At 66.3% G+C, this 21,015-nt stretch carries 22 protein-coding genes; 11 read left to right on the forward strand and 11 right to left on the reverse strand.

Features of this window, described 5'->3' with window-relative positions; genetic code table 11:
* Positions 1–4: 4 nt before the first annotated feature.
* Positions 5–922: a hypothetical protein gene (locus Q0O97_RS03070; RefSeq protein ID WP_294924698.1), complete on the reverse strand. Its 918-nt coding sequence runs from the start codon at positions 920–922 to the stop codon at positions 5–7.
* Positions 923–1,004: 82 nt separating this feature from the next.
* On the opposite strand from Q0O97_RS03070, the gene hslV reads away from it, so the two are divergent.
* Positions 1,005–1,559, forward strand: a complete 555-nt coding sequence (gene hslV / locus Q0O97_RS03075; RefSeq protein WP_294924701.1) for an ATP-dependent protease subunit HslV — start codon at positions 1,005–1,007, stop codon at positions 1,557–1,559.
* Positions 1,560–1,568: 9 nt separating this feature from the next.
* Here hslV and Q0O97_RS03080 read toward each other — a convergent pair whose 3' ends face one another.
* Positions 1,569–2,174: a WYL domain-containing protein gene (locus tag Q0O97_RS03080; RefSeq protein ID WP_294924704.1), complete on the reverse strand. Its 606-nt coding sequence runs from the start codon at positions 2,172–2,174 to the stop codon at positions 1,569–1,571.
* Between the two features lie 130 nt (positions 2,175–2,304).
* Between Q0O97_RS03080 and hslU the strand changes: the two genes are divergently transcribed.
* On the forward strand, positions 2,305–3,612 hold the full coding sequence (gene hslU, locus Q0O97_RS03085) for an ATP-dependent protease ATPase subunit HslU (RefSeq protein ID WP_294924707.1): 1,308 nt from the start codon (positions 2,305–2,307) through the stop codon (positions 3,610–3,612).
* Here hslU and Q0O97_RS03090 read toward each other — a convergent pair whose 3' ends face one another.
* Together Q0O97_RS03090 and Q0O97_RS03095 are read right to left on the reverse strand one after the other, a co-directional pair.
* A complete protein-coding gene (locus Q0O97_RS03090) occupies positions 3,613–4,209 on the reverse strand; it encodes a Smr/MutS family protein (RefSeq protein ID WP_294924710.1) in 597 nt (198 codons plus the stop codon). It abuts the gene before it with no gap.
* Between the two features lie 3 nt (positions 4,210–4,212).
* On the reverse strand, positions 4,213–4,869 hold the full coding sequence (locus Q0O97_RS03095) for a Tim44/TimA family putative adaptor protein (RefSeq protein ID WP_294924712.1): 657 nt from the start codon (positions 4,867–4,869) through the stop codon (positions 4,213–4,215).
* Between the two features lie 109 nt (positions 4,870–4,978).
* Between Q0O97_RS03095 and Q0O97_RS03100 the strand changes: the two genes are divergently transcribed.
* The 3 genes from Q0O97_RS03100 (at position 4,979) to Q0O97_RS03110 (ending at position 6,756) form a co-directional block, all read left to right on the forward strand.
* Entirely contained in the window at positions 4,979–5,482 is a 504-nt protein-coding gene (locus tag Q0O97_RS03100; RefSeq protein WP_294924714.1) for an FxsA family protein, read from the forward strand.
* A 51-nt stretch (positions 5,483–5,533) separates the two neighbouring features.
* On the forward strand, positions 5,534–6,058 hold the full coding sequence (gene secB, locus Q0O97_RS03105) for a protein-export chaperone SecB (RefSeq protein WP_294924717.1): 525 nt from the start codon (positions 5,534–5,536) through the stop codon (positions 6,056–6,058).
* An 86-nt stretch (positions 6,059–6,144) separates the two neighbouring features.
* Positions 6,145–6,756 (forward strand): HD family hydrolase, encoded by a 612-nt coding sequence (locus Q0O97_RS03110; RefSeq protein ID WP_294924720.1) that lies wholly within the window; start codon positions 6,145–6,147, stop codon positions 6,754–6,756.
* Positions 6,757–6,814: 58 nt separating this feature from the next.
* Here Q0O97_RS03110 and Q0O97_RS03115 read toward each other — a convergent pair whose 3' ends face one another.
* The 3 genes from Q0O97_RS03115 to Q0O97_RS03125 form a co-directional block, all read right to left on the reverse strand.
* Entirely contained in the window at positions 6,815–7,123 is a 309-nt protein-coding gene (locus Q0O97_RS03115) for an H-NS histone family protein (protein ID WP_294924723.1), read from the reverse strand.
* A 73-nt stretch (positions 7,124–7,196) separates the two neighbouring features.
* Entirely contained in the window at positions 7,197–7,742 is a 546-nt protein-coding gene (locus Q0O97_RS03120; RefSeq protein ID WP_294924725.1) for an ActR/PrrA/RegA family redox response regulator transcription factor, read from the reverse strand.
* Between the two features lie 89 nt (positions 7,743–7,831).
* Positions 7,832–8,464, reverse strand: a complete 633-nt coding sequence (locus tag Q0O97_RS03125) for an SCO family protein (protein ID WP_294924729.1) — start codon at positions 8,462–8,464, stop codon at positions 7,832–7,834.
* Between the two features lie 89 nt (positions 8,465–8,553).
* Here Q0O97_RS03125 and Q0O97_RS03130 point away from each other — a divergent pair, with 89 nt between their 5' ends.
* From Q0O97_RS03130 to Q0O97_RS03155, 6 genes are all read left to right on the forward strand, one after another.
* A complete protein-coding gene (locus Q0O97_RS03130; RefSeq protein WP_294924732.1) occupies positions 8,554–9,894 on the forward strand; it encodes an ActS/PrrB/RegB family redox-sensitive histidine kinase in 1,341 nt (446 codons plus the stop codon).
* Between the two features lie 70 nt (positions 9,895–9,964).
* Positions 9,965–11,566, forward strand: coding sequence for a PAS-domain containing protein (locus Q0O97_RS03135; RefSeq protein WP_294924735.1), 1,602 nt, complete (start codon positions 9,965–9,967; stop codon positions 11,564–11,566).
* A 168-nt stretch (positions 11,567–11,734) separates the two neighbouring features.
* A complete protein-coding gene (locus tag Q0O97_RS03140; RefSeq protein WP_294924737.1) occupies positions 11,735–13,189 on the forward strand; it encodes a mannose-1-phosphate guanylyltransferase/mannose-6-phosphate isomerase in 1,455 nt (484 codons plus the stop codon).
* Between the two features lie 196 nt (positions 13,190–13,385).
* Positions 13,386–14,504, forward strand: coding sequence for a GDP-mannose 4,6-dehydratase (gene gmd / locus Q0O97_RS03145; protein WP_294924740.1), 1,119 nt, complete (start codon positions 13,386–13,388; stop codon positions 14,502–14,504).
* Positions 14,505–14,513: 9 nt separating this feature from the next.
* Entirely contained in the window at positions 14,514–15,458 is a 945-nt protein-coding gene (locus Q0O97_RS03150) for a GDP-L-fucose synthase (protein WP_294924743.1), read from the forward strand.
* Entirely contained in the window at positions 15,455–16,627 is a 1,173-nt protein-coding gene (locus Q0O97_RS03155) for a DegT/DnrJ/EryC1/StrS family aminotransferase (protein ID WP_294924746.1), read from the forward strand. Before Q0O97_RS03150 ends, Q0O97_RS03155 begins: the two co-directional genes overlap by 4 nt.
* Here the strand turns inward: Q0O97_RS03155 and Q0O97_RS03160 are convergent, their stop codons facing one another.
* The 4 genes from Q0O97_RS03160 to Q0O97_RS03175 all read right to left on the reverse strand — a co-directional run bounded on the left by Q0O97_RS03160 (position 16,628) and on the right by Q0O97_RS03175 (position 21,012).
* Positions 16,628–17,377, reverse strand: coding sequence for an SDR family NAD(P)-dependent oxidoreductase (locus Q0O97_RS03160; RefSeq protein WP_294924749.1), 750 nt, complete (start codon positions 17,375–17,377; stop codon positions 16,628–16,630).
* An 87-nt stretch (positions 17,378–17,464) separates the two neighbouring features.
* The gene (locus tag Q0O97_RS03165) at positions 17,465–19,087 is read right to left on the reverse strand and encodes a DUF4139 domain-containing protein (protein ID WP_294924752.1); all 1,623 of its coding nucleotides are present in this window, start codon (positions 19,085–19,087) and stop codon (positions 17,465–17,467) included.
* Between the two features lie 109 nt (positions 19,088–19,196).
* On the reverse strand, positions 19,197–20,219 hold the full coding sequence (locus Q0O97_RS03170; RefSeq protein WP_294924755.1) for an aspartate-semialdehyde dehydrogenase: 1,023 nt from the start codon (positions 20,217–20,219) through the stop codon (positions 19,197–19,199).
* 61 nt (positions 20,220–20,280) lie between these two features.
* Complete coding sequence (locus Q0O97_RS03175; protein ID WP_294924758.1) at positions 20,281–21,012, reverse strand: 3-deoxy-D-manno-octulosonic acid kinase; 732 nt, start codon at positions 21,010–21,012, stop codon at positions 20,281–20,283.
* Positions 21,013–21,015 lie beyond the last annotated feature (3 nt).

Below are 21,015 nucleotides of genomic sequence, written 5' to 3' on the forward strand. Positions count from 1 at the left end.
GCGTTCAATCAGCATCCGGGGGCGGCAGGTCGATGGGCCAGCCGCCCCTTTTCATGGCGCGCAGCACCTGCATCTGTGCGTCCCGCGCGGTCGCGTTCACGGCCATGCGGCGCAGGAACCACAGGACATAGCGCGCGAAATCGGGTCGGTGCGCGGGGGCGCGGGTCAGCGCCTCATCCGCGCCAAGCGCCGCCACGTTCAGCGCGACATGGTGGAAATCCGACTGGCCGAACAGCACCGCGGGCTTGCCCAGGATCAGCCCGTCAAAGGCCACCGCGCTGTTTTGCGTGGCGACGAAGGCACAACCGCGCAGGGCCGCCGCCGTATCGCCGCCCAGGGTCAGGTTCGGATATTCGCGCGCCAGGCCGTGCAGCGTCTGCATTTCGACTGGGGTATAGGTCTCGTTCGGGTGCAGCGTCGCGATGGCGGGCCGCCCGGTCCGGGCGACGACGCGCACCATGTCCAGCGGACTCATGGTCTGGAAGGACCGCCATTCCCCGATACGCCCCTGCAAGGGGACCAGCACATGCGGCCCGCGCGCGGGTTCGGGACCGGGCAGGACGCGGGTGCGCAGCCGGGCCAGGAACGCTTGCGCTTGCGCCTCGGGGATGCGTGCGGGATCGAATGCGGCCTGCGCGACGTGAAAGCGCCAGCGTTGCGCGACCGGCTCGATCTGCCAGAACGGATAGTGATAGGCCCGGCGAAAGCACAGCGCGCGGGGATGCGGCGGCGGGCGCATGTGAAACAGCGCGTAGCCGGGCCGTTCATGCGCGCGCTCATAGGCGTCCTGCGTGTCGGGCAGCAAACGCACCTGCCAGCCGATCCGCTCCACCGCCTGCGTCACCATCCGCATGAAGTTGAAGCTGCCGGCACGCGCCGTTTCCAGCATATCGGGGCCAAGATGGATGCGCAGGCAGGTCATGGGCGCGACACTAGCCACCCGCCACCGCTTGCGAAAGGGGCCGCAGCCCCATATCTGGGCCTGCAAGGAAACGGAGAAGAACATGGCGGATGACAGATTTCCCGGCTGGCACGGCACCACGATCCTGGCGGTCCGGCGGGGCGGCAAGGTGGTCGTGGCGGGCGACGGGCAGGTCAGCGTCGGCCAGACGGTGATGAAGGGCACGGCGCGCAAGGTCCGGCGCCTGAAGCCCGGCGGGCGCGATGTCGTCGTGGGCTTTGCCGGATCGACCGCCGACGCCTTCACCCTGCTGGAACGGCTGGAAAAGAAGCTGGAAGCGATGCCGGGCCAGCTTGGCCGCGCCTGCGTGGACCTGGCGAAGGACTGGCGCATGGACAAATACCTGCGCAACCTCGAAGCCATGCTGATCGTCACCGACGGGCGCGAACTTTACGTCGTCACCGGCGCGGGCGACGTGCTGGAACCCGAACACGACGTCGCCGCCATCGGCTCGGGCGGGAATTACGCGCTGGCCGCCGCGCGCGGGCTGCTGGAAACCGATCTGGACGCCGAAGCCGTGGCGCGCAGGGCGATGGCCATCGCCGCCGACATCTGCGTCTATACCAACGGAAACCTGACGGTCGAGACCGTCGGTTAGAAGGGGCTGTCAGGCCCCTTCCTTTTCGACCAGCCCCTCCAGCAGGGACAGGCGCGTGGCGGCGAAGTCGTCGGGATGCGCCGTCAGGTCCCGCATCGCGCGGACGAAGAACTGGCGGTAGTCCCCGGCCAGTTCGCACCATGCCAGCAGCTTGACGCCCTGTGGCGGGTGGACCAGCGCCAGCGGCAGGACCTTGCGCTGGGTCACATTGTCCGAAAGGTCGGTATAGCCGAAGGCGACCGGCTGGCAGGCGCCGATCGCGCCGTGCAGCAGGGTCAGGTCCGGGGCCGCGGCATCGGGCAGGCCGCCGCCCTGCCAGTATTGGGCCGGGCGGACGTCCAGCGCGCGGTAAAGCCGATATAGCAGCGCGCCCTCGGGGTCGGTGACGGCCAGCCGTTCCGCGGCGGCCCGCGCCGCCTCGGCGGTCACGGGGTCGCCGCGATAGCCCGCCAGCGCCAGCCCGCGCAGGGCCGCGTCGCGCAGATCGGGGTCGATGGCCGGAACCGCCGCCCGCGCCCGCTGACCGATCCCCAATGCTGCGGCACCCGCCGCCAGCCCCGCGCCAAGGGCGCGGCGGGTCAGTTTCGGATGCATCGGTTCCGTGCGCGGGCGCATGGCGGTCGTCCTCGTGATCGCTGTGGAAAAGGCGCCTACCATTGCGCAAACGGGCGATTCGGTCCAGTGCCTTGGTTGAAACGACCTAGCGCGGCCTTTAAGTGAGGCGGAATTGAGACAGGAGCCCTTGATGACCGACCTGACCCCGCGCGAGATCGTATCCGAACTGGATCGCTTCATCATCGGCCAGAAGGACGCCAAGCGTGCGGTTGCCGTCGCGCTGCGCAACCGCTGGCGGCGCAAGCAGCTTGGCGACGACCTGCGCGACGAGGTCTATCCCAAGAACATCCTGATGATCGGCCCCACCGGCGTCGGCAAGACCGAGATCAGCCGCCGTCTGGCCAAGCTGGCCCGCGCCCCCTTCCTCAAGGTCGAGGCGACGAAATTCACCGAGGTCGGCTATGTCGGGCGCGACGTCGAGCAGATCATCCGCGACCTGACCGACGCCGCCATCATCGAAACCCGCGAACGGATGCGCGAAGAGGTCAAGGCCCGCGCCCACAAGGCCGCCGAGGATCGCGTGGTTGCCGCGCTGGCCGGCGACAATGCGCGCGAGCAGACCCGCCAGATGTTTCGCGACAAGCTCAAGCGGGGCGAGTTGGACAGCACCGTGATCGAGCTTGAACTGACCGACAATTCCAACCCGCTGGGCATGATGGAGATGCCCGGCCAGCCGGGGCAGCCGATGGGCGGGATGATGGACCTGTCGGGGCTGATGAAGGCCTTTGGCGGGCGTCGCGTGCGCCGCAAGGTCACCGTCGCCGAAAGCTACGACCTCTTGATCGCCGAAGAGGCCGACAAGCTGCTGGACGACGAGGTGATCAAGGCCGCCGCGCTGGAATCGGTGCAGGAAAACGGCATCGTCTTTATCGACGAGATCGACAAGGTCGCCGCCCGCACCGACGCGCGTGGCGGCGACGTCAGCCGCGAAGGGGTGCAGCGCGACCTGCTGCCGCTGATCGAGGGCACGACGGTTTCCACCAAATACGGTCCCGTCAGGACCGATCACATCCTGTTCATCGCCAGCGGCGCGTTCCATATCGCCAAGCCCTCGGATCTTCTGCCAGAATTGCAGGGCCGCCTGCCGATCCGCGTCGAATTGCGCGCGCTGACCGAAGAGGACTTCATCCGCATCCTGACCGAAACCGACAATGCCCTGACCCGCCAATACACCGCCCTGATGGCGACCGAGGGCGTCGAGGTCGGCTTTAGCGACGACGGCATCGCCGCGCTGGCCCGGATCGCAGCCGAGGTGAACGGCTCGGTCGAGAATATCGGCGCGCGCCGCCTTTACACGGTGATCGAGCGGGTGTTCGAGGAACTGTCCTTCACCGCGCCCGACCGCTCGGGCGAAACGGTGCAGGTCGATGCGGCATTCGTCGAGAAGCACCTGGGCGACCTGACCCGCTCGACCGATCTTTCGCGCTATGTCCTCTAGTCAGCCACGGCGCAGATAGACGTAATAGGCGCCCTCGCCCCCGTGACGGCGATGGGCGGGGGTGGCTTGCAGCACGATCTGCGACAGCGGCACCATATGCAGCCAATGCGGCACGCTGTGGCGCAGCGCGCCGGGGCGGACGGGCAGGGGCGCATGTTCGTCACCCCGGCGTCCCTTGCCGGTGATGACCAGCACCAGCCGCAGCCCGCGCGCATGGGCGCCGAACAGGAAACTGGTCAGCGCGGGCTGGGCCACGGCCAGCGTCATGCCGTGCAGGTCGATCCGCGATTCGGGCCGCAGCTTGCCCTGCGTCATCTGGCGGTGGGTCTTGTGATCCATCCGCAGCGGCTGGACGGCCAGCTTCTGGGCGGGCGATGGGGCGGGATCGAATCCGCTCTGCGGTGCCCGCGCCGTTCCGGCGGCGGGAAAGGACGGCGCGGGCTGGCCGTTGGCCTGCAAGGCCCCGCGCGCGGGTTTCAGGGCGGGCGGCTCGGGCAGGGGTTGCCTGCGGACGGGATGCAGCGGCGAGACGGTCCGGGCCACTTGCGCCCAGAGATCCTTGTCCTCGGGCGTCAGATTTCCCCGCCTTCGGGCCATCGCTCAGGCCGTGGCGACAAGCCGCCAGTTCGGATCGTCCTGACCCATCTGGCGCGCGAAGGTCCAGGTATCGCGCTGCTTGCGGGCGGTCTTGGGGTCGCCCTCGACGATTTCGCCCTGCGCATCGCGGACGGCCAGCGTGAATTCGCCGACGAAGCGGACGGTGATCTCGGCCAGCCCGGTTTCATCGTCGAAGCTGGCCCCGGCCAGCGCGGTTTCGCGGGTGCCGATATAATCGGCCTCGGTCGCCAGCCCGCGTTCGTTGCGGCTTGCGATCACCTGATCGAAAGCCTGCGCGACCTCGGGGGCCAGAAAATCGCGGATCTCGGATATGTCGCCGCGCTCAAAGCCCATCAGGATCATCTCATAGGCGGATTTCGCGCCCTGGAGGAAGGGCGTGACCTCGAAGTCCGGCTCGACCCGCTTCATGGCGTGCAGCGCGTCCGAGGTGGGGCTGCCCGGCTCGGCATGGTCGGCGATGTCGTTCTCGGCGGGATCGGGGCGCAGATCGACCACCTCGCCCGTGGTTGGGCCGACCCGTTCGGCGGGGGTCTGGGTCGGCTCGAACCCGTCGCGCGTTCCCAGCACGTTGCGAAGCCGAACGATCAGGAACACGGCGACCGCGGCCAGCACAAGCAGTTGAAGCAGGGAATTGGACATCAGAGACCCGTGGTGAGAGTTGTTTGATCAGCGTGCCCCCTTATGTAGGGTGCTGACAGGGGCGAGTCCAGTTTCGCCCCGCCGCCAACTCGTCCAAGGGGACCCCCAGATGCGCTTTTTATGGATATTCCTGCTGCTGCCGATCATCGAAATCGCGCTGTTCGTCGTCGTGGGCGGCGAAATCGGCGTCTGGGCGGTGCTGGGGCTGGTCGTCCTGGCGGCTTTCGCGGGGGTGGCGCTGATCCGCTGGCAGGGGATGCAGGCGGCGCTGGACTTGCAGCAATCGCTGGACCAGCTACGCGATCCGGCGCGCCCGATGGCGCATCGCACTTTGCTGGCGCTGGCCGGTATCCTGCTGATCGTGCCGGGTTTTTTCACCGATGCGCTGGCGCTTTTGCTGCTGCTTCCGCCCGTGCGCAACCTGATCCTGCGCCGGGTTGCCGCCCGCGCCAGGGGGGTGCGGGTCAGCTATGGTTTTCCGCATGAACGCGACGCGGGCGTGATAGATGGCGAATATGTGATCCAGGACGACCCCTATCTGCCGCCGGAAACGGGCGCGCGGGGGCAGGATGACGATGGACGGCCCGGAAATTCGGGCTGGACGCGCCATTGAGGGGCGGGTCTTGCGGTGCTAGAACCACCGCAAATCCAAGGAGGATGACAGATGACCGAAGAAACCAATGGCCAGGCGGCCGCCCCCGCGCAGCCCGAGGCCAAGCAGCCCCAGCCTGTCCGCATGCAGATCCTGACCCAATATATCCGCGATCTTTCCTTTGAAAACGCGGTCGCGCAAAAGGGCCTGCCTGGTGGCGAGGTCAAGCCCGAGATCAACGTGCAGGTCAGCCTGGACGCGCGCAAGCGCCAGAACGACCACCAGTATGAAATCATCATGAAGTTCCGCGTGAACTCGGTCAATTCCGCCGACAAGACGCCGCTTTTCATCTGCGAGCTGGATTATGGCGGGGTCTTCCATGTCGAAGGCGTCGAGGAACAGCAGCTGCATCCCTTCCTGCTGATCGAATGCCCCCGGATGCTGTTTCCCTTCGTGCGCCGCATCATCTCGGACGTGACGCGGGACGGGGGCTTTCCGCCCTTCAACATGGATCCGGTCGATTTCGTGGCGCTGTATCGTCAGGAACTGGCCCGCCGCGCGCAGGCCGAGAAACCGGCCGAGCAGCAGCTTTCCTGATCTGCGGCCCCTTCAGCCGTTTTCCGGGCCGCACTGTGATGGTGCGGCCTTTTCGCTTTTCCACCGCCAGAACGAACGGAACGATCATGGCCGACCCCGCAAAGCGCGCCTGGCAACGGATGCTGTCGGGACGCAGGCTGGACCTGCTGAACCCCACCCCCGTCGATATCGAGGTCCAGGACATCGCCCACGGCCTGTCCTTCGTGGCGCGCTGGAACGGACAGACGCGCGGGGACTGGGCCTATACGGTCGCCGAACACTCGATCCTGGTCGAGCGGATATTTACCGATATTACCCTGGACCCGGATCCGCGCTGGCGGCTGGCGGCACTTTTGCACGATGCGCCCGAATATGTGATCGGAGACATGATTTCCCCGGTCAAGTCCGCATTGGGCCGCGAATACGGGGAAATGGACCAGCGCATCTCCGCCGCCGTTCACCGCCGTTTCGGATTGCCGGTCCAGATACCGGCGCCTGTGAAACGGGACATCAAGTCCGCCGACCGCATTTCCGCCTGGATCGAGGCCGTCCATATCGCCGGCTTTACCCGGCCCGAGGCAAACAGGCTGTTCCGGCTGCCCAAAAGTGCGGATGCGGAGGGCTATTCCATCCGCCTCAGGCCGCCGCTGGAAACGCGGCAGGCATTCCTGCAGCGATTCGAACTGATCGTTTCGCTGATGGATGGGAATGGGGCATAATGGCCCCGAGGGTTCCATTCGCATCCGCGACAGGCGGATGCGAATGGAGAGAGGGAAATCAGATCGAAAGGTCTTCGATCGGCTTGCCCGATTCCAGGTATTCCTGAATCCAGCGCGGCTTGCGTCCGCGCCCGCTCCAGGTCTGGCTGGGATCGGCGGGGTTTGCGTATTTCGCCGCAATGCGCGAACGTGCGGGTTTGGCACCGGTCAGTTCGGCCAGGTTGAAACCATGTTCACGCGCAGCCAGTTCGACGGCGGCCAGCGCCTCTTTCCGGCGGCGCTCTTCATAGGACGAAATCGCCTTTTCGACTTTATTGCGAAGATCGCGGAGTTCGGCGAGCGACAGGGTTTCCAGGTTAATCGACATTTATGGGTTTCCTGCAAATGAGGTTTACGCGTGAAAGATAATTCACGTTAATCGGAATTTGCAAGATGAGGATTTAACGCGGACTTCTTTTGGCCAGAATCCGCTGCAATGTCCGGCGGTGCATATGCAGCCTGCGGGCGGTTTCGCTGACATTGCGATCACATTGTTCGAATACGCGCTGGATATGTTCCCAGCGAACGCGGTCCGCCGACATCGGCGCCTCGGGGGCGGGTGGCAGGGTTTCATCATGGGGCAAAAGCGCGCGCATCACATCGTCGGCGTCGGCGGGTTTGGAAAGGTAATCCGTCGCCCCCATCTTTACCGCCGCGACCGCCGTTGCAATTGCGCCATATCCGGTCAGCACGACGATGCGAGCATCCTCGCGCCGGGCGCGCAGGGCATCCACGACGTCCAGCCCGTTGCCGTCCTCAAGCCGCAGGTCCACCACCGCATAGGCCGGGGCGCGCCTTTCCACCTCGGCCCTGGCCTGGGCCACCGAAACCGCGCGGATTACCGCAAACCCCCGCTTTTCCATTGCCCGGGCAAGCCGGTTCAGAAAGATCTCGTCGTCATCGACGAGAAGAAGGCTGGGATCGGCGCCGATTTCGGATTGCGACACGGGGGCTTTCCTTCTTTTTCCAAGCTGGTCCGAATGTAGGTAGAAACGCATCCAGCGTCAATTTGCCCATGTGTCGATTTGCCTATATCTCAGCCCGAAGCGTTGACGAAACAGGCGACCTGTTCGGCCATTTCCTGCGGTTCGGTATCGCGGCTGAAGAATTCGACGGTCTGCGTGCCCGGCATGACCAGATAGGTCTGGGTCATGTGATCGACCAGGTAATAATCGGGATCGTCCTGGTCGTTGACCCGGTAGATCGTGCGCCAGGATTTCGCGACATCGGCGATTTCTTCCCGCGTTCCCGTCAGTCCGATCATGCGCGGGTGAAACATCTCGGCGAAATCGGCAAGCACCTCGGGCGTATCGCGGGCGGGATCGACGCTGACCATGACGGGGGTGACCTCGATCCCGTCTTCCTCAAGCAGATCGACGGCCTCGGCATTGCGCGCGGCATCCAGCGGGCAGACGTCGGGGCAATAGGTATAGCCGAAATAAAGCAGGGACGGCTTGTCGAAGACCTGCCGGTCGGTCACCCGTTCCCCGCGCTGGTCCGTCAGGGTGAAAGGCCCGCCGAAAGCGTCCATGCCGCCCGCGACCACCGACCGCTGGCATTGCGCGTAATCATTGGCCGCATTGCCGCGCGTCAGCCACCATCCGCCCCCGATCAGGACGATGGCCGCAATTCCCGCCGATATCGCCAGGACTTTGTTGTCCGCCTTCATCGCATCACTCCGTTTCCTTGCAAGGGCGTTGAACGCCCGCCCTGTCCTTATTATCAAGATCCAGCCCCGATTGGCAGAGGAGACCCGCAATGGCCATAGGCATCGTCAACCGCAGGATCACGATGCTGCCCGGCCAGCCCGCGCCCGAGCCGATCCGGTTGCAGACGCTGGTGATGCTGCGCTGGGTGGCCGTGGCGGGCCAGCTTGTCGCGGTGATGGCGGCGGTGCTGATGGGCGTCGTGCTGCCGCTGGTGCCCGTGCTGGCGCTGATCGGGCTTGGCGCGGGGCTGAACCTGTTTCTGTCGCTGCGCCCGGTGCCGCGGATCTCGGACCGGGTGGCGGCGTTGCAGCTTGGATTCGACCTGTGGCAGATCTCGGCCCTGCTGGCGCTGACGGGGGGGATGACCAACCCTTTCGCGCTGCTGGTGATGGTGCCGGTGACGATCGCGGCGACCTCGCTTCCGACGCGGCATATGGTCGCGCTTGGTGGCGCGGCGCTGGTCATGGTGACCTTGGGCAGCCTTGTCGCGGCGCCGCTTGCCTTCGAATCGGGCGCCCAGCTCGTGCTGGACCGGCGCTTTCAGTTCGGCCATTGGGTGGCCATCGTGATCGGGGTCGTCTTTCTGGCGATCTATGCGCATCGCGTCGCGGCGGACCTGGTCGCGACCTCGGACGCGCTGTTTGCCGCGCGCATGGCGCTGGAGCGTGAACAGAAGCTGCAACACCTGGGCGGGGTCATCGCCGCCGCCGCGCATGAGATGGGCAGCCCGCTGGCCACCATCAAGCTGATCAGCGCCGAACTGGCGGATGAGCTGGACAGCCTTCCGGTCGAGCGTCCCGACCTGGCCGAGGACCTTGCGACCCTGCGCCAGTCGGTGGACCGCTGCACGGATATCCTGCGCTCGATGGGCAGGGCGGGCAAGGACGACCTGATGATCCGCACCGCCTTGCTGGACGACCTGCTTTATGAAGCCGCCGAGCCGCATATGAACCGCGGCATCGACATCGCCATCGCGGTCGAGGGGCAGGGCGATCACGTCCACCGCGATGCCGCGATCATGCACGGCTTGCGCAACCTGGTGCAGAACGCCGTCGATTTCGCCCAGACCCGCGTCGATGTGCGCGCCGAATGGACCGCGCAGCAGTTGCGCCTGCGGATTTCGGACGACGGGCCGGGCTATCCGCCCTCGCTGCTGCCAAGGCTGGGCCAACCCTTCCTGACGACCCGCCCCCGGTCCGAGGACGGGCGCGGCTACGAGGGCATGGGCCTGGGGCTTTTCATCGCCAAGGCGCTGCTGGAACGGTCGGGCGCGCGGATCGGCTTTTCCAATGCGGACAAGGGCGCGCTGGTCAGCGTGACCTGGCCGCGGGCGCTGATCGAGGCCGATTCCCGCAAGCCCCTGGGCGAAAATCCCGAGATCCGGGGCTGATTGCAGACATATTAACCAAATTTTAATCTAATATGCCTAAATCCGGAGGGATTGTTGGGCGGATTGGTTGATGGCTTCTGATATTATTCTCGCGGTCGGTGCCGGGACCCTCTCGGCGGTCATGGCGCTTGTCACGCTTGCCGCGCTGCCTTTCCTGGGTGGTTGGCGGTATCGCCGGATCGGCATGGACGGCGGGCTGGAACCGATGACGTTCCTGTTCCGCAAGGGCAAGCTGATCGACGCGACGACGCCCGCGCGCGCGTTGCTGGATGTCCTGCCGGGCGAAGACGAATGGCATCGGCTGTCGGCATGGCTGGCGCTGCGCCTGCCCGAATGTCGCGACGGTTTCGCCGCCGCGCTGGCCGACCGGGGCCACGCCGAACTGACCGAGAGGCGCGGCGACGGCAACGCCCCCCTGCACGCCCGGTTCGAGGATCTGGGCGATGGCGTGCTGCGCATCACGCTGGACGACCCGGCATGGGAACACGCGGGCAGCCTGGTCGATTCGCTGACCCTTGCCGCCATGCGCGAGGAAATCGGGCTGCTGCGCGGGGCGATGGACAGTTCCCCCATGCTGGCCTGGCGCGAGGATGCGCAGGGCGTGATCACCTGGGCGAACTCGGCCTATTTCCGCCTGGCCGAGCGCCAGGCGCGGGACGGTGAAATCCTGTGGCCCCTGCCGCGCCTGGTCGAACTGCCGGTGCGCAACCTGCAACCGCTGTCGCCGCGCCGCGCCCAGATCACCGAGGACGGGCATGTGCATTGGTTCGAGTGTCACACCCGCCCCCTCGACGGGCAGACGGTGGTGATCGCCCTGCCCGCCGATGCCGCCGTCAAGGCGGAGCGCAGCCTGCGCGAATTCGTCCAGACCCTGACCAAGACCTTCGCGGGCCTGCCGATCGGGATGGCGATCTTCGACCGCGACCGCCACTTGCAGCTTTTCAACCCGGCGCTGATCGACCTGACCAGCCTGTCGGCCAGCTTCCTGACGGCCCGGCCCACGCTTTACGCCTTTCTGGACCGGCTGCGCGAGGCCCGCATGGTGCCTGAACCCAAGGATTACCGCAGTTGGCGCAACCAGATGAACACGCTGGAAAAATCCGCCGCCTCGGGTCACCACTCGGAAACCTGGACCCTGCCGGGCGGGCAGACCTATCGCGTCAGCGGCCGTCCGCACCCCGATGGCGCCGTGGCCTTCCTGTTCGAGGACATCACGTCCGAGGTGATGCTGACCCGCAAGTTCCGCGCCGAACTGACCCAGGGGAAAGAGGCGCTGGACGCCCTGGACGACGCCATCGCCGTTTTTGGCGGAAGTGGGCAGCTTGCCATGTCGAACCGCGGCTATGACGTGCTGTGGGGTGACGATATCCGCGACACGGTCGGCGCCCATCTGGCGGTCTGGCAGGAAAGCGCGGGCGAGGGGCCTGGCTTTTCCGCGCTGCGCGAACTGCTTCGGACGCATGTTTCGGACCCCGCTTCGGGTGCGATGGCGGGACCTGGGGGCGGGTTGCTGTCGTGGTCGCTGCGTCCGCTTGGCGGGGGGCGTGTCATGGTGCGCTTCGCCCATTCCGCACCTGCTGCCGCGCCGGGCGGGACGCCGCGCAAACCTGCCGCCGCGCGCACCGGCCCCACCCCGGCCGAACCTGCCATGCTTGGCGATCCACACCTGTGAACCCGCTTTCGCCCACGGCGGACATCTGCGCCGATGCCCCTTGCGCGCTCTGCTTTTGTCCCGGTCCATGACACCATCTGGTTGAGTTCAGGCGGCACGGGACAGGCTTGAACGGATGGCCGATCTCGTGTTTAGTCGGGGTCAGATCAGTCTTTCCCGTTGGAAAACATGGCCATTGCAAGTTTTGTTACCCCCGTGCTTCTGGCTGGGGGCGCGGGGACGCGCCTGTGGCCGCTTTCCCGCAAATCCTATCCCAAGCAATTCGCGAATATCCTGGGCGATCACACCCTTTTCCAGCAAGCCGCCCTGCGTTTCTGGGGGCGCGAGCCGGGCTTTGCCAGGCCGCTGATCGTCACCGGCAGCGATTTCCGCTTTGTCGTGACCGAGCAACTGGCCCAGGCCGGCGTCGATCCCGGCGCGATCCTGATCGAACCGGAACCGCGCAACACCGCCCCGGCGGTGCTGGCAGCGGCGCTTTACCTGCAATCGCAGGACCCCGAGGCGGTCCTGCTGATCACCCCCTCGGACCACGCCATTCCGGATGGCGCGGCGTTCTGCCGGGCGGTGGCGCGCGGCCTGCCAGCGGTGCGGGCGGGAAAGATCGTCACCTTCGGCATCGCGCCCGACCGCCCCGAGACCGGCTATGGCTATCTGGAACTGGGCGCGGCCCCCGACTCTTCGGGCGCGGCCGTCGATCTGCGCCGCTTCGTCGAAAAGCCCGATGCCGCGCGGGCGGGCGAGATGCTTGCCTCGGGCAATTACCTGTGGAATGCAGGCATCTTCCTGGCGCGCGCCGCCGACCTGGTCGCGGCCTTCCGCGACCATGCGCCCGATTGCGTGGCGCCGGTCGCGGCGTCGCTGGACGGGGCGCAGCCCGACCTGGGCTTCCTGCGGCTGGACCCCGAAAGCTTTGCCGCCGCGCCTTCGATTTCGGTCGATTACGCGGTGATGGAAAAGGCCCCCAACCTGGCCGTGGTGCCCTATGCCGACGGCTGGTCGGACCTTGGCGGCTGGGATGCCGTCTGGCGCGAACAGGGGCCGGATGCACAGGGCACCGCCTGCCAGGGCGCCGCCGAGGCCATCGATTGCCGCGATTCGCTGCTGCGTGCCGAATCCGAAGGCCAGGTGCTGGTCGGGATCGGCCTCGACAACATCATCGCCATCGCCATGCCCGACGCGGTGCTGGTCGCGCCCAAGGACCGCGCGCAGGACGTCAAGATGGCCGTCGACCTGCTCAAGCAACGCGGCGCGCCGCAGGCCGAGACGCTACCGCGCGATTACCGCCCCTGGGGCTGGTATGAGACGCTGGTGCTTGGCCCGCGTTTTCAGGTCAAGCGCATCGTCGTGCATCCCGGCGCCGCGCTGTCGCTGCAAAGCCACCATCACCGTTCGGAACATTGGATCGTGGTCGAGGGCACGGCCCGCGTCACGGTCGATGACGAGGTCAGGCTGGTCACGGAAAACCAGTCGATCTATGTCCCCCTGGGCGCGGTTCACCGCATGGAAAACCCCGGCAAGGTGCCGATGGTGCTGATCGAGGTGCAGACCGGCCCCTATCTGGGCGAAGACGACATCATCCGCTATGAGGATGTCTATTCGCGCGGACAAGGCGCCAAGGGCTAGAAGCCCCGCCCCCGCCGCGCCCGATCGCGCGGCAGGACCGACCGATCGCTGTCACAGCGGGCAAGGCCCCGCGCGCGATCCCCTTTCCCACAGACGGGCCGCCGGCCCCTTTCACGACCCGGACCAGCCGTCCTTCGCGGCTGTTTCGCGGGGTTTTTCATGTTGCTTGCGTAATCAGTATTGAAGGAACCGATTGATGAAAAAGGCATTGATTACCGGAATCACCGGACAGGATGGTTCATATCTGGCCGAATTCCTGCTGGAAAAGGGTTATGAGGTTCACGGCATCAAGCGCCGCGCCTCGTCCTTCAACACGCAGCGGATCGACCATATCTTTCAGGATCCGCATGAAACGCCGCGGCTGCGGCTGCATTACGGCGACCTGTCCGATACCTCGAACCTGACCCGGCTGATTTCGCAGATCGAACCGGATGAGGTCTATAACCTCGGTGCGCAATCCCATGTCGCCGTCAGTTTCGAGGCCCCCGAATATACCGCCGATGTCGATGCCATCGGCACGCTGCGCCTGCTGGAGGCGATCCGTTTCCTGGGGCTTGAGAAAAAGACCCGTTTCTACCAGGCCTCCACGTCCGAGCTTTACGGCCTGGTGCAGGAAATCCCGCAACGCGAAACGACGCCGTTTTATCCCCGCTCACCCTATGCGGTGGCCAAGATGTATGCCTATTGGATCACGGTGAATTACCGCGAGGCTTACGGGATCCACGCCAGCAACGGCATCCTGTTCAACCACGAATCCCCCCGCCGGGGCGAGACTTTCGTGACCCGCAAGATCACGCGCGGGCTGGCCAATATCGCGCAGGGGATCGAGCCTTGCCTCTATATGGGCAATATCGACGCGCTGCGCGACTGGGGTCACGCCAGGGATTACGTCCGCATGCAGTGGATGATGCTGCAACAGGACGCGCCCGAGGATTTCGTGATCGCGACCGGCGTGCAATATTCGGTGCGCCAGTTCATCGAATGGTCCGCCACTGAGCTGGGGATCACGCTGGAGTTTCGCGGCAGCGGCGTGGATGAGGTCGCCGTGGTCGCCCGCGTCACCGGCGACAAGGCCCCGGCGCTGAAACCCGGCGACGTGATCATGCGCATCGACCCGCGCTATTTCCGCCCCGCCGAGGTCGAGACCCTGCTGGGCGACCCCACCAAGGCGCGCGAAAAGCTGGGCTGGGTGCCCGAGATCACCGTGCAGCAGATGTGCGCCGAAATGGTGGCCGAGGACCTCAAGACCGCCCGCCGCCACGCCCTGCTGAAGGCGCATGGCATGGAACTGGCGGTTTCCGTCGAAGACAACTGAGGGGACAAGATGGCTTCCACGGGCGAAAAGCCGAAACTTCTGATCACAGGCGCGCGGGGGATGGTGGGCCGGAACCTGGCCGCCCATCCGGGTGCGGCGGCGTGGCAGGTGCTGGCGCCGTCCTCGGGCCAGCTCGATCTGCGCGATGGCGCGGCGGTCCGGCGCTGGCTGGCCGATCACCGCCCCGATGCCGTGGTCCATGCCGCGGGCGTCGTCGGCGGCATCCACGCCAACATGGCCGAGCCGGTGCGCTTTCTGGCCGACAACACCCTGATCGGCGTCAACATCGTGACCGCCTGCCTTGAGGCGGGTATACCAACGCTGATCAACCTTGCCTCAAGCTGCATCTATCCGCGCGAACTGGGCCACGGCCTGCGCGAGGACCAGGTCCTGACCGGCGCGCTGGAACCCACCAACGAAGGCTATGCGCTGGCCAAGATCACCGCCATGCGGCTTTGCGAATATGCGCTGCGCGAAAACCCCGCGCTGAATTATCGCACGTTGATCCCCTGCAATCTTTACGGGCCGTGGGACAAGTTCGACCCGCGCCATTCGCATCTGGTGCCCGCGATCATCCACAAGATCCACGAGGCCATGCTGCGCGACCAGCCCGAGGTCGAGATCTGGGGCGACGGCACCGCCCGGCGCGAGTTCATGTTCGCCCCCGACCTGGCCGATGCGATCATCCGCGCGCTGACGGATCCCGCCGCGCTGCCGCCGGTGCTGAACATCGGGCCGGGGCATGACCATTCGATCAGTGATTATTACCGCATCGTCGCCGAGGCCGTCGGCTGGGGCGGGCGTTTCACCCACGACCTGACCCGCCCGGTCGGCATGCGGCAAAAGCTGCTGGATGTCGGGCTGCAAAGCCGGTGGGGGTGGGCGCCCCGCACCTCGCTGGCAGACGGCATCCGCGCCACCTATCAATTCTACCTTCAGGAGCAATCCAGATGACCGCCCGTTTCCCCCTTGCGACCTCTTCCTGGGATCAGGCCGAGATCGACGCCATCCAGCGCGTCATCGCCTCGGACCAGTATTCGATGGGACCGGAAGTCGCCCGGTTCGAGGCCGATTTCGCAGCCTTTGCCGGCAGCCGCCATGCGGTGATGGTCAACTCGGGGTCCTCGGCCAACCTCGTGATGGTCGCGGCGCTGCGCTACAGTTCGAACCCCGAGCTGAGGCTTGAGCCGGGCGATGAGGTGATCGTGCCCGCCGTGTCGTGGTCCACGACCTTCTACCCGCTGCATCAATACGGGCTGCGGATGAAATTCGTCGATATCGACGCCGAAACGCTGAACTACGACCTCGACGCGCTGGCCGGGGCGGTGACGGACCGCACCCGCGCGATCATGGCCGTGAACCTGCTGGGCAATCCGCAGGACTTCGCCCGCATCCGCGAGATCATCGGCCAGCGCCGCATCGTTCTGATCGAGGACAACTGTGAATCCCTTGGTGCGACTTTCCAGGGCTGCCAGACCGGGACATTCGGGGTGATGGGGACGTTTTCCAGCTTCTTCTCGCATCATATTTCCACGATGGAGGGCGGGCTGGTCGTCACGGATGACGAGGAACTCTATCACATCCTGCTGGCACTTCGCGCGCATGGCTGGACGCGGAACCTGCCGAAAACCAACCGGCTGACGGGCGAAAAGAGCGACGATCCCTTCGAGGAAAGCTTTCGCTTCGTCCTGCCCGGCTACAACCTTCGTCCGTTGGAAATGTCCGGCGCGATCGGGGTCGAGCAGTTGAAGAAACTGCCCGCGCTGATCGAAGGCCGCCGCCGCAACGGCGCGCATTTCGCAAGTGCGATGGCGGGCCACCCGATCTTTCGCATCCAGCGCGAGGTCGGCCGGTCAAGCTGGTTCGGCTTTGCCCTGATCCTGCGCCCGGATTCCGGGCTGACGCGCGGCCAGGTGCTGGCGCGTTTCGGGGAACTGGGCTTTGACACCCGCCCCATCGTCAGCGGCAACTTCACCAAGAACCCGGTGCTGTCGATGATGGATCACGAATTGCACGGCCGGATGGTCAATGCCGAGGAAATCGACCGCAACGGCTTCTTCATCGGCAATCACCATTACGATTTCGCCGAGGCGATCGACATCGTGGCCGCCTTTCGGAAATAGTCACGGCGCGGTATAGCCGCCGTCCACCAGGTGATAGCTGCCGGTGATGAAGCTGGCCTGGTCGGACAGCAGGAACAGCACAAGCGAGGACACCTCTTCGGACCGGCCAAGCCGTCCGATGGGGTGCTTGCCGACCAGCCAGTCGATGGTGTCCTGCCCCATATGCGACAGCAGCGGCGTGTCGATGAAGGCCGGGCCGACCGAGTTCACGCGAATGCCCTTGTCGCCGTATTCCATCGCCGCCGCCTTGGTCAGCCCGATCACGGCATGCTTGGCCGCGACATAGGCGCCCGACCCCGCGAAGCCGACCGAACCCAGGATCGAGGCCATGTTGACGATCGCGCCCCCGCCCGCATCCAGCATCGCCGGGATGCCATAGCGCATGCCGTAAAAGACCGAATGCAGGTTCACGTCGATGACCTTGTGCCAGCCCTCCAGCGAATATTCGCCCGTCGGGTTGCTTTCGCCGCCGATGCCCGCGTTGTTGACCAGCAGGTGCAGCCCGCCGTTCTGCCGGGCCAGATCGACCAGCCCTTCGACCACCTTCGGCTCGGCCACGTCGCCGCCTGCGGCGAGGGCCTTGCCGCCCTCGGCGCGGATCTGTTCGGCGACCTTGCCCGCCGCCGATTCGTTCAGGTCTGCGACGATGACCAGCGCGCCCGCGCGGCCAAGGTCCAGCGCGATGGCCGCGCCGATGCCGGAAGCGGCGCCCGTGACCAGGGCGGTCTTGCCGTCAAAGCGGATATCCATGCCCAACTTCTCCTGTGCTGCATTCCGCGCAAGCCTATCATTTTCGCGCGGTGATGAAAAACCGCCCCGATGCCGCAGGCCGCCGGTTCAGCGCATGCCGGTCAGCACCTTGCCCTCGGGCCAGTTCATTTCGGTGCGCAGCGTGATTTCCCGCACCTCTTGCGGGGCGATGGTGGCGTCCCAATGCAGGATGCCGCGTTCGCCGTCGGGGTTTTCGGCACTGGGGCGGGGGTCGGCGGACCAGGCGATCTTCAGGTCGTCCTGGGTTGCGACCGGCACCTGCCCGATCACCCGCAGCGGCCATTCCTGCCCGGTCAGGTTGCGGACCCGCAAAAGCGCGGTCTGCGTGCTGCTGCTGGAGCGCGAGATGATGCCGCGCCCGCCCTCGGCCTGTTCGGGCACCTCGTATTCGGCGACCAGCCCGTCGATGGGACCGAAGCCCAGGTCGAATTCCTCGCCCGCCGGGATCAGGTCCAGATGGTGGCGCCCGACCATCGCGCCGTCGGCGTAAAGCGTGGCCTCGCCCGGCAGGATCACCTCGTCCAGCGAGTTCGCCGTCTCGGCCACCAGATAGGCCGAGGAATCGCGCGCGGGCACGGCCTCGGCCCGGATTTCGGGGGAAAGGTCGCGGCTGTCCAGCTTCAGCCGCAGCGCATCGACGCCGCTGCGGATCGTCACCGGGGTCGGGTAGTCGTAGACCACCGTCGCCCCCATCATCCGCGCGACGGCGGCCCCGGCGATACCGCCCGAGGCGTCGGCGGCCATTTCGGCCACGGGTGCTGCGGCCATCTGGCGCGAGGCCGTCATCTGCGGCACCTCGACCGGGTCGCTCAGCCGGGGGAACCACGGATCCAGCCTGCTGGGCGCGGATTGATCCGAGGGGCGCGCGGTCGAAAGCGTCAGCGCGACGTCCTGCCAATCCTCGCCCGAGGATTGCGCCACCATCAGGTTGCGGTCCAGCGACAGGCGCCCCGCCTCGCGGTCGAGGCGCAGGTCATAGACCGGCTGCCAGCTTGCCTCCTGCGAAAATGCGGTGATTTCAAGGGTGAACGGTTCGCCCGCGCTTTCCACTGCGACGACCAGCGCCCGTTCCGGGCCATCGGGCGCACGCAGGGCGTCCAGCCGGGCGCGGGCGCGCGACAGGGCGGCCTCATCGTCCTCGCGGCCCTGTTCGCTGGCGGCGGCCTCGGTTTCGGCGGCGATCATGGTCTGGCGCGCTTCCAGCATCTGCTCGCGCACGATGCGCATGGTTTCGACCAGATCGGCGGACCCCAGCCCTTCGGACTGGGCCAGCGCCAGCAGGAAACGCTGGCTGTCCTCGGCGGCTGCGGCGCGGGCACGGATGGCGGCGGTGCGGGCGTCGCGTTCGCGCAGGGCGTTCTCCAGCCGGTGAACCTCGGCCTCGGCCTCGACGATGGCGGGGGTCTTGGCGCCGTCGGCGGGCAGGGCGCGCGCCTCTTGCAGGGACACCGCGCCGACCGTCGCCCCATCCGCCGCGATGCGCAGCGAAGCCGGGTCCATGTCCTGCGGCATGCCGGGAATGACGATCTCATGCGCGCCGGCGGGGGCGGCCACCTCGGCCAGCCGGGTGATATTGGCGCCCCAAGGGTAAAGCGTGACCGTGCGGACCGGGGCCGTCGCCTCGAACCGTTCGGCCCAGAGCGGGGTCGCGCAAAGCGCCAGCGCGGTCGAAAGCAGGATGGGGCGCATGGGGGGATACCTCTTGAAATTCCTGCGCGAAGCGTCCCCGAGCGCGGCCCGAAAAGCAAGAGGGCACCCGGAAGGGCGCCCTCTGCGTCAAGCTATCGTGATGGGCGTTTCAGCCCTTTTTCAGCACCCGATTGCCCAGCAGTTCGGCGATCTGGACCGCGTTCAGCGCCGCGCCCTTGCGCAGGTTGTCGGAAACGCACCACAGGTTCAGCCCGTTTTCCACGGTCACGTCCTGGCGGATGCGGCTGATATAGGTGGCGAAATCGCCCACGCATTCGACCGGCGTGGTGTAGCCGCCCGGTTCGCGCTTGTCGACGACAAGGATGCCGGGTGCCTCGCGCAGGATGTCGCGGGCCTCGTCCTCGTCAAGGAAGTCCTCGAACTCGATATTGATCGATTCTGCATGGCCGACGAAGACCGGGACGCGCACGCAGGTCGCCGTGACTTTGATCGCGGGATCGACGATCTTCTTTGTCTCGACCACCATCTTCCATTCTTCCTTGGTGTCGCCGCTGTCCATGAAGACGTCGATCTGCGGGATCACGTTGAAGGCGATCTGCTTTTGGAACTTCTTCGGCTCGACCTCTTGGCCGGGCACATACATGCCCTTGGTCTGGTCCCACAGCTCGTCCAGCCCCTCTTTCCCGGCACCGGAAACGGATTGGTAGGTGCTGACCACGACGCGCCTGATCCGCGCGCGGTCGTGCAGCGGCTTCAGCGCCAACACCATCTGCGCGGTCGAGCAGTTGGGGTTCGCGATGATCATCTTGTTGCGGTAATCCTCGATCGCATCCGGGTTCACCTCGGGGACGATCAGCGGGATTTCGGGGTCGTAGCGGTAAAGCGACGAATTGTCGATCACCACGCAGCCCTGTTCGGCTGCGACGGGCGCGTATTTCTTCGTCGCGTCCGAGCCGATGGCGAACAGCGCCATGTCGCAGCCGGTGAAGTCGAAGCCCTCGATGTCCTTGGTCTTGAGGGTCTTGTCGCCATAGCTGACCTCGGTGCCGATGCTCCGGCGCGAAGCCAGAGCGATCACCTCATCAGCGGGAAACTGGCGCTCGGCCAGGATGTTCAGCATTTCACGGCCCACGTTCCCCGTGGCGCCGGCGACAACGACCTTGTAGCCCATTGGGGTCTCCTTCTGCATAGATGGCTGCGTTTAACGCAGGCGGGGCCGGGAAGGAAGGGGGTTACGCGGCGCGGGCCTGCGCATGGCCCGCGACCAGCGCGGCCCATCCGGCATCATCCCAAGGGGCGGCGGCGGGGCCGCTGGCGGCTTCCTTGCGCAACGAGCGTTCCAGCCGGTCGATATTGCCCTGCTTCCATGCCCCGTCCGGGCGGCGCGCGGATTTGTCGAAGTCGATCAGCCAGACCTTGCCCGCCCCGTCCAGCAGGATGTTGCGGCAATTCAGGTCGGAATGGCAGACGTCATGGGCGTGGAACCGGGCGATGGTGCGGCCGATTTCGGCCCAGACCTCGGGCGGGGGCGCGTCGTGCAGGCTGTCGGCCAGCGTGCGGGTGCCGGGCAGCATCTGCGTGACCAGATCGGCGCGATAGAACAGACCCATCGCCGGGCTGAACCGCGCCGCGCAGGGGCGCGGCACCGGCAGCCCTTGCCCGCGCATCCAGTCCAGCAGCGCGTATTCCTGCATCGCGCGGCTTTGCGCCACCGGCTGGCGCAGGAACAGGTCGCGGTTGATACGCCCGACCATGCCGCCGCGGTAATAGTGGCGCAGCACCATTTCATGCCCCGCGTGGCGGAAGAAATGCGCCGTGTTGCGCCCGGTCGAGCGGCCCGTGACCAGCCCGTCCCGTTCCAGCCGCGCGGGATCGAACAGCGCGGGCGGGAAGGTGTGAAACAGCGCCGGGTCATACCAGACGGTCTGCCCGCCCTGCCGGTCTGTCGCGACCTTGGGCTGCATCGG

Source organism: uncultured Paracoccus sp., assembly GCF_945915435.1.
Taxonomy (GTDB): Bacteria; Pseudomonadota; Alphaproteobacteria; order Rhodobacterales; family Rhodobacteraceae; genus Paracoccus.

Excerpts from the sequence above, each read along its gene's own strand:
- Q0O97_RS03070 (WP_294924698.1), bottom strand. The coding sequence starts at position 922 with ATGACCTGCCTGCGCATCCATCTTGGCCCCGATATGCTGGAAACGGCG.
- hslV (WP_294924701.1), top strand. The coding sequence starts at position 1,005 with ATGGCGGATGACAGATTTCCCGGCTGGCACGGCACCACGATCCTGGCG.
- hslU (WP_294924707.1), top strand. The coding sequence starts at position 2,305 with ATGACCGACCTGACCCCGCGCGAGATCGTATCCGAACTGGATCGCTTC.
- Q0O97_RS03090 (WP_294924710.1), bottom strand. The coding sequence starts at position 4,209 with ATGGCCCGAAGGCGGGGAAATCTGACGCCCGAGGACAAGGATCTCTGG.
- Q0O97_RS03125 (WP_294924729.1), bottom strand. The coding sequence starts at position 8,464 with ATGAAGGCGGACAACAAAGTCCTGGCGATATCGGCGGGAATTGCGGCC.
- Q0O97_RS03140 (WP_294924737.1), top strand. The coding sequence starts at position 11,735 with ATGGCCATTGCAAGTTTTGTTACCCCCGTGCTTCTGGCTGGGGGCGCG.
- Q0O97_RS03165 (WP_294924752.1), bottom strand. The coding sequence starts at position 19,087 with ATGCGCCCCATCCTGCTTTCGACCGCGCTGGCGCTTTGCGCGACCCCG.
- Q0O97_RS03170 (WP_294924755.1), bottom strand. The coding sequence starts at position 20,219 with ATGGGCTACAAGGTCGTTGTCGCCGGCGCCACGGGGAACGTGGGCCGT.
- Q0O97_RS03155 (WP_294924746.1), top strand. The coding sequence starts at position 15,455 with ATGACCGCCCGTTTCCCCCTTGCGACCTCTTCCTGGGATCAGGCCGAG.
- Q0O97_RS03110 (WP_294924720.1), top strand. The coding sequence starts at position 6,145 with ATGGCCGACCCCGCAAAGCGCGCCTGGCAACGGATGCTGTCGGGACGC.
- Q0O97_RS03135 (WP_294924735.1), top strand. The coding sequence starts at position 9,965 with ATGGCTTCTGATATTATTCTCGCGGTCGGTGCCGGGACCCTCTCGGCG.
- secB (WP_294924717.1), top strand. The coding sequence starts at position 5,534 with ATGACCGAAGAAACCAATGGCCAGGCGGCCGCCCCCGCGCAGCCCGAG.
- Q0O97_RS03150 (WP_294924743.1), top strand. The coding sequence starts at position 14,514 with ATGGCTTCCACGGGCGAAAAGCCGAAACTTCTGATCACAGGCGCGCGG.
- Q0O97_RS03080 (WP_294924704.1), bottom strand. The coding sequence starts at position 2,174 with ATGCGCCCGCGCACGGAACCGATGCATCCGAAACTGACCCGCCGCGCC.
- Q0O97_RS03130 (WP_294924732.1), top strand. The coding sequence starts at position 8,554 with ATGGCCATAGGCATCGTCAACCGCAGGATCACGATGCTGCCCGGCCAG.
- Q0O97_RS03160 (WP_294924749.1), bottom strand. The coding sequence starts at position 17,377 with ATGGATATCCGCTTTGACGGCAAGACCGCCCTGGTCACGGGCGCCGCT.
- gmd (WP_294924740.1), top strand. The coding sequence starts at position 13,386 with ATGAAAAAGGCATTGATTACCGGAATCACCGGACAGGATGGTTCATAT.
- Q0O97_RS03175 (WP_294924758.1), bottom strand. The coding sequence starts at position 21,012 with ATGCAGCCCAAGGTCGCGACAGACCGGCAGGGCGGGCAGACCGTCTGG.
- Q0O97_RS03100 (WP_294924714.1), top strand. The coding sequence starts at position 4,979 with ATGCGCTTTTTATGGATATTCCTGCTGCTGCCGATCATCGAAATCGCG.
- Q0O97_RS03115 (WP_294924723.1), bottom strand. The coding sequence starts at position 7,123 with ATGTCGATTAACCTGGAAACCCTGTCGCTCGCCGAACTCCGCGATCTT.
- Q0O97_RS03095 (WP_294924712.1), bottom strand. The coding sequence starts at position 4,869 with ATGTCCAATTCCCTGCTTCAACTGCTTGTGCTGGCCGCGGTCGCCGTG.